The sequence below is a fragment of the Aquabacterium sp. UBA2148 genome (assembly GCF_002328915.1).
Classification (GTDB): Bacteria; Pseudomonadota; Gammaproteobacteria; order Burkholderiales; family Burkholderiaceae_C; genus Aquabacterium; species Aquabacterium parvum.
The window spans coordinates 1-5,582 of the sequence record NZ_DCXA01000143.1 but is presented as its reverse complement, the minus strand read 5'-3'; the positions used below and the strand labels follow the sequence as shown (position 1 = coordinate 5,582).

Here is a 5,582-nt window from a genome sequence, read left to right as displayed (position 1 = left end):
ACCCATGCTCGAGGCCGTCACGATGGCGGGCGTGACCTGGGTGAAGCGCGACTGACCCGCAAGCTGGCTCAGGTCGGGCGGCACATCGAGGCGCACGCTTTGCGAGCCGCTGCTGCGGTAGTCGATCTTGTCGCCGGAGAGGGCGTTGGACAGGGAGGAGCAGCCGCTGCCCAGCAGGGTCACGGACAGTGCGCAGCCCAGGGCGATGGCGGTCTGTTGACGGGAGGTGATCGGCATGGAACGCAAAGTGAAAGGGCCCGACGTCATCGGGCCCCGTTGGAAGAATGGCTTGTCAGAGCACGCCGGCTTCGCGCAGGGCCGCTTCGACGGTGGACTGCGCGCCGTCCGACAATGGCGTCAGGGGCAGGCGCAGCGTACCACCACATTTGCCCATCTTGGCCAGCGCCCACTTCACCGGGATCGGGTTGGGCTCGACGAACAGGTGCTTGTGCAGCGGCAGCAGCTGCATGTGCAGCTCGATGGCTCGGGCGGTGTCGCGGGCCATGGCGGCTTCGCACAGCTGGGCCATGCCACGCGGCGCCACGTTGGCCGTGACGCTGACGTTGCCATGGCCACCGAGCAGCATCAGGGCGACCGCGGTCGGGTCGTCGCCGGAGTAAATGGAGAAGCCCTTGGGAGCCTGCTTGATCAGCCAGGCGGCGCGTTCGAGGTTGCCTGTGGCTTCCTTGATGCCGAAGATGCCGGGCACCTGGGCCAGCCTCAGGGTGGTCTCGACGGACATGTCTGCCACGCTGCGGCCGGGCACGTTGTAGAGCATCACGGGGATGTCCACAGCTTCGGCGATGGCCTTGAAGTGCTGGAAGATGCCTTCTTGCGTGGGCTTGTTGTAGTAGGGCACGACCTGCAGGGTGCAGTCGGCGCCGACCTTTTTGGCGTACTCGGACAGCTCGATGGCTTCACGCGTGGAGTTGGCGCCAGCACCGGCCATGATGGGCACGCGGCCTGCGGCCTGCTCGACCGCCACGCGGATGATTTCGCAGTGCTCTTCGACCGAGACGGTGGGCGACTCACCGGTGGTGCCGACCACGCCGATGCAGTGCGTGCCCTCGGCGATGTGCCAGTCGATCAGGGAGCGCAGGGTGGGGTAATCGACGCTGCCGTCTTCATGCAGAGGCGTGACCAGGGCGACGATGCTGCCAGAGATGTTCATGGTGATTCCTTCAGTCCGGCGATTCTACCGGGCTGAGTCAGGGTGCCCAGAGGGCAAACGGGTGGCTCAGGGAAGATTTCAGTGCGGCCGGGCGTCTTGTTTGAGGGCCTTCAAAGCCATCTGGTCGACGAGTCCGGGCGCGATCAGTTTCAACCAACGCGCCAGCCGGCCTTTCGCTGACATGAGCACCTCGCGCCGGCGCTGTTCGATGCCTTCGCGGATCAGCTTGGCGCAGACATCCACGGGCATGGCGTCGGCTTCGTCGAGCTTGCTCTGACCGGCCGGCAGACCCTGTGCATTGAAGCCACGCAAGCGGATGTCGGTGGCCACGACACCAGGGTAAGCCACGGTCACGGAAACGCCATGGGGCGCCAGTTCGATGCGCAGGGCCTCGAAAAAGCCGTTCATGGCGAACTTGGTGGTGCTGTAGGCGGTGCGGCCGGGCAGGGCGACGATGCCGGCCAGGCTGGAGATGGCCACCAGGCGGCCTTTGCTGGCCTTGAGGTGCGGCAAGGCGGCGTGGGTGCACCAGATGCTGCCCCAGAGGTTCACTCGCATCAGGTCTTCGTACCAGCCCAGGTCGCTCACGTCTTCGAGCAGGGCGTGGCCGGACATGCCGGCGTTGTTGACCAGGGTGTCGATGCCGCCCAAGCGCGCCACCGTGTCGGCGATGAGGGCGCGGCAGTCGTCTTCGCGCCCGACGTCGGTGGGGCGCACCACCACCATGGCGCCATGTTGGCGGCACTCGTTCGCGACTGCTTCGAGTTTGTTCCAGCTGCGCGCGGCCAGCACCAATTGAAGGGCAGATCCCTGTGCCTGGGCCATCTGCCGCGCCAGTTCGGCGCCAATGCCATCGGAGGCGCCCGTGATGATGACCACGCTCATGTCAGATGCAACTCCAAAAGCGCGCCGCCATGTCGACGGCGAAGTGGGGGCTGAGGTACCAGGCGAACACCAGTGCCAGGGCCACCGCAGCCAGGCCCTTGAGCAGCCAGCGCTGGATGCGCTGCCTGGCTGCAGGGTGTCGGGGCGTGGCCGGGGTGGTTGGCATGGTGATGGCGATACGGGTGTGGGGTGCTGTGGACGGTTCGAGGGCGGTCGCTCGCGAGCTGCCAGGTTCCTCAGGCCGTGACGAGTCGGCGAGCCGGTTGCAGGTGCTCGCGGATGGGCAGGTTCAGCGCCGCTGCCGCGAAGGCCAGGCCGATGGCCAGCCACCACACGAGTTGGTAGTCGCCCGTGGCATCGTAGAGCCGGCCTGCCAGCCAAACGCCCATGAAGGAGCCGATCTGGTGCGAGAAAAATACCAGTCCACCCAGCATGGACAGGTGCCGCACGCCCAGCATCTGCGCCACAACAGCGTTGGTGGGGGGCACCGTCGACAGCCACAGCGCGCCCATGGCGGCGGCGAAGATGGCCACCGACACCGGGGTGAGGGGCAGCATCACGAAGGCGAGCATGGTCACGCCGCGCATGGCGTAGATGAAGGACAGGATCCAGGTTTTGCGCAGGCGCTGGCCAAGTGAGCCGGCCGCGTAGGTGCCAAAAACGTTGAACAGCCCGATCAGCGCCAGGGCGGTGGTGGCGACCTGCGGGTCGAGCTGGTGGTCTTTGAGGTAGCTGGGCAGGTGCACGCCGATGAAGGCCAGCTGGAAGCCGCAGACGAAATACCCGGCGGTCAGCAGCAGGTAGTCGCGGTGGGTCAGGGCTTCGCGCAGGGCGGCCATGGCGTTCAACGGGGCGCCATCGTTGAGCGCTCCGGTGCCGGCTGAAGACGCATCGCGACGAGGCTCACGCAGGCCGAAAGCCAATGGTGCAATGAGCAGGGCCGCTGCGGCCAGGGTCAGCAGCGCGGGTGACCACTGCAGGCTGTGGATGAGCTGGCTGGACAGGGGCACCATCAGGAACTGACCGAAGGAGCCGGCTGCCGCCGTGATGCCCATGGCCCATGAGCGTTTGGCCGGATCGATGTTGCGACCGACCACGCCATAGACCACCGCGTAGGTGCTGCAGGCCTGGGCCAGGCCGATCGTGACGCCGGACGTCAACACAAAGCCCAGGTGCTGATCGAGGGTGGCCATGCCGGCCAGCCCGAGCGCATACAGCAGAGCACCCAACCAGAGCACACGGAAGGCGCCGCTGCGGTCGGCCCACCAGCCGACGATGGGCCCGGCCGCGCCCCAGACGAGGTTCTGCACGGCCATGGCCAGCGAGTAGTCTTCGCGCGTCCAGCCGTGGGCGGTGGTGATGGGTTGGAGCCAGAGCCCGAAGCTGTGCCGGATGCCCATCGACAAGGTGACGACGAGGGCGCCGCAAAGCAGCATCTGCCCCAAGGGCAGGGGGCGGTGGTGTGATGTCATGGATGCGGCCTGCCAAGGCAAGCAGACGTGTGTTCGGCTTGGTTTACCGGACAGCAGGGGCGGACCGGAGCGGCGTTCAGGACGCAACGCACCCGGCGGGCGCCGTCACACCTGCATGTTCATGATATCGGTATACGCCTGAACCAGCTTGTTGCGCACCTGAACGGCCGACTGGAAACCCAATTGCGCCTTTTGCATGGCGATCATGGTCTCTTCCAGGCTGACCGTCGGGTTGTCGAACTGCACCTCTCGCTGCATGGAGCTGGCGGTGGCTTGTGCCGAGCTGATGGACTTCAGAGCGCCCGAAAAAGCGGACTGAAATGAGGGCTTTTCAACCGCGCCACCGGCCTCGGCTGCGCCTTCGGCCCGGGTCTTGGCTTCCACCCGGCGGGCGACGTCGGCCATGCCGGCGCGGGCGGCGGCTTGGGCAAAGTCAAAGGGTTTCAGTTTCAGGTCCATGGTGCCGAAAAGGTCATCAGGGCGTGATGCAACTCACCACGGTCACCATTGTGGGAGACCGGCCCGAGTCCTAAGCTGGGAAGAGGTCGGCAAATGGCCGGCTGTTCCCGGCACTTTTGCCTGCTCTGACTCCGAATAATGGGCCCGTCATGGCCGTATTGCGGCATCGTCACCTTCACGATGCGCGGCCAATGCCAGCAGCCCACATGGAAGTCACAGTCGCCCCACCTCAGAACGTCGCCGTTGCTGCCCCCGCCCAGGTGGTGGAGGCCGGCACCCCTGGCTTCGCCCAGCGCGTGATGGCGCTGCCTGCCCAGCGCAAGATCATGCTGGGCGGCGGCATCGCCGTGCTGATCGCCATCTTCGTGGCCATGGCCCTGTGGGGGCGCGATGGCGATTACCGCGTGCTCTACGCCAACCTGTCCGACAAGGACGGTGGTGCCATCCTGGCGCAGCTGCAGCAGATGCAGGTGCCTTACAAGCACGCCGACGGCGGCGCCGCCATCCTGGTGCCGGCCGACAAGGTGCACGATGTGCGACTGAAGCTGGCCTCGGCTGGCCTGCCCAAGGGGTCGGTCGTTGGTTTCGAGCTGATGGAGACCCAGAAATTCGGCACCACGCAGTTTCAGGAGCGCCTGAACTTCCAGCGTGGCTTGGAAGGCGAGTTGACCCGCTCGATCCAGGCCATCTCCAGCGTGCAAAGCGCCCGGGTGCACCTGGCCCTGCCCAACCAGAATGGCTTTTTCCGTGAACAGCAAAAGGCTTCGGCTTCGGTGGTGCTGACCCTGTACCCGGGCCGCACGCTGGACCGTGGTCAGCTCGCCGGCATCGTGCACCTGGTGTCGTCCAGCGTGCCGGAGATGTCGACCAAGGCGGTCAGCGTCGTGGACCAGAGCGGCACCTTGCTGGCCGGCCAGCAGGACAGCTCGACCGATCAGGCAGGCCTGGACGCGCAGCAATTGCAGTACGTGCGCCAGATCGAGAGCAGCTACACCCAGCGCGTGCGCGACATCCTCGAGCCGGTGCTGGGGTCGGACAACCTGCGTGCACAGGTCACCGCAGACGTGGATTTCTCGCAGGTCGAGCAGACGGCCGAAGAGTTCAAGCCCAACCAGGGGCCCAATGCGGCCTCGACGGTGCGCAGCCAGCAGACCAGCGAGAGCTCGGGGCAGGGCAGCGCAACACCTTCGGGCGTGCCTGGTGCGGCCAGCAACCAGCCTCCTGTGCCGGCAACGGCGCCCATCAATGGCGCGTCCGCCCCGCTGCAGGCAGCTGGCATGCAGGGCGCAGGCGGCAACAACCGCCGCGACGCGGTGACCAACTACGAGGTCGATCGCACGGTGCGCGTGGTGCGCAGCTCGACCGGCAACATCCGCCGCCTGACTGCGGCCGTGGTGGTCAACCACCGCACGGTGACCGACGCCAAGGGCAAGACCAGCACCGAGCCGCTGCCGCAGGAAGAGCTCGACAAGCTGACCTCGCTGGTGCGCGAATCCATCGGTGCCGACGACAAGCGTGGCGACTCGATCAAGGTCGTGTCGGCGCCCTTCCAGGTGCCCAAGGAAGAGGTCGACGACACCCCGCTGTGGAAGAAG

General features: G+C 66.4%; 6 protein-coding genes and 1 pseudogene. 1 reads left to right on the top strand and 6 read right to left on the bottom strand.

What is annotated here, in order from left to right; translation table 11 throughout:
• The 6 genes and pseudogenes from B2W70_RS07830 to fliE all read right to left on the bottom strand — a co-directional run.
• A pseudogene (locus B2W70_RS07830) lies at nt 1-237 on the bottom strand (hypothetical protein); the annotation flags it as partial.
• 55 nt (nt 238-292) lie between these two features.
• Entirely contained in the window at nt 293-1,171 is an 879-nt protein-coding gene (dapA, locus tag B2W70_RS07825) for a 4-hydroxy-tetrahydrodipicolinate synthase (RefSeq protein WP_058087261.1), read from the bottom strand.
• 78 nt (nt 1,172-1,249) lie between these two features.
• A complete protein-coding gene (locus tag B2W70_RS07820; protein ID WP_286744497.1) occupies nt 1,250-2,056 on the bottom strand; it encodes an SDR family oxidoreductase in 807 nt (268 codons plus the stop codon).
• Between the two features lies 1 nt (nt 2,057).
• Nucleotides 2,058-2,222, bottom strand: a complete 165-nt coding sequence (locus B2W70_RS07815; RefSeq protein ID WP_286744496.1) for a hypothetical protein — start codon at nt 2,220-2,222, stop codon at nt 2,058-2,060.
• A 70-nt stretch (nt 2,223-2,292) separates the two neighbouring features.
• Nucleotides 2,293-3,528, bottom strand: a complete 1,236-nt coding sequence (locus tag B2W70_RS07810; protein WP_286744494.1) for an MFS transporter — start codon at nt 3,526-3,528, stop codon at nt 2,293-2,295.
• A gap of 105 nt (nt 3,529-3,633) precedes the next feature.
• Entirely contained in the window at nt 3,634-3,987 is a 354-nt protein-coding gene (gene fliE / locus B2W70_RS07805) for a flagellar hook-basal body complex protein FliE (protein WP_058087264.1), read from the bottom strand.
• Nucleotides 3,988-4,193: 206 nt separating this feature from the next.
• Here fliE and fliF point away from each other — a divergent pair.
• Nucleotides 4,194-5,582, top strand: a 1,389-nt coding sequence (gene fliF, locus B2W70_RS07800) for a flagellar basal-body MS-ring/collar protein FliF (RefSeq protein WP_286744491.1), incomplete at its 3' end; no start/stop codon positions are given.

What these genes read in the sequence shown, in the direction of transcription:
- dapA (WP_058087261.1), bottom strand. Translation starts at nt 1,171, where the DNA reads ATGAACATCTCTGGCAGCATCGTCGCCCTGGTCACGCCTCTGCATGAA.
- B2W70_RS07820 (WP_286744497.1), bottom strand. Translation starts at nt 2,056, where the DNA reads ATGAGCGTGGTCATCATCACGGGCGCCTCCGATGGCATTGGCGCCGAA.
- B2W70_RS07815 (WP_286744496.1), bottom strand. Translation starts at nt 2,222, where the DNA reads ATGCCAACCACCCCGGCCACGCCCCGACACCCTGCAGCCAGGCAGCGC.
- B2W70_RS07810 (WP_286744494.1), bottom strand. Translation starts at nt 3,528, where the DNA reads ATGACATCACACCACCGCCCCCTGCCCTTGGGGCAGATGCTGCTTTGC.
- fliE (WP_058087264.1), bottom strand. Translation starts at nt 3,987, where the DNA reads ATGGACCTGAAACTGAAACCCTTTGACTTTGCCCAAGCCGCCGCCCGC.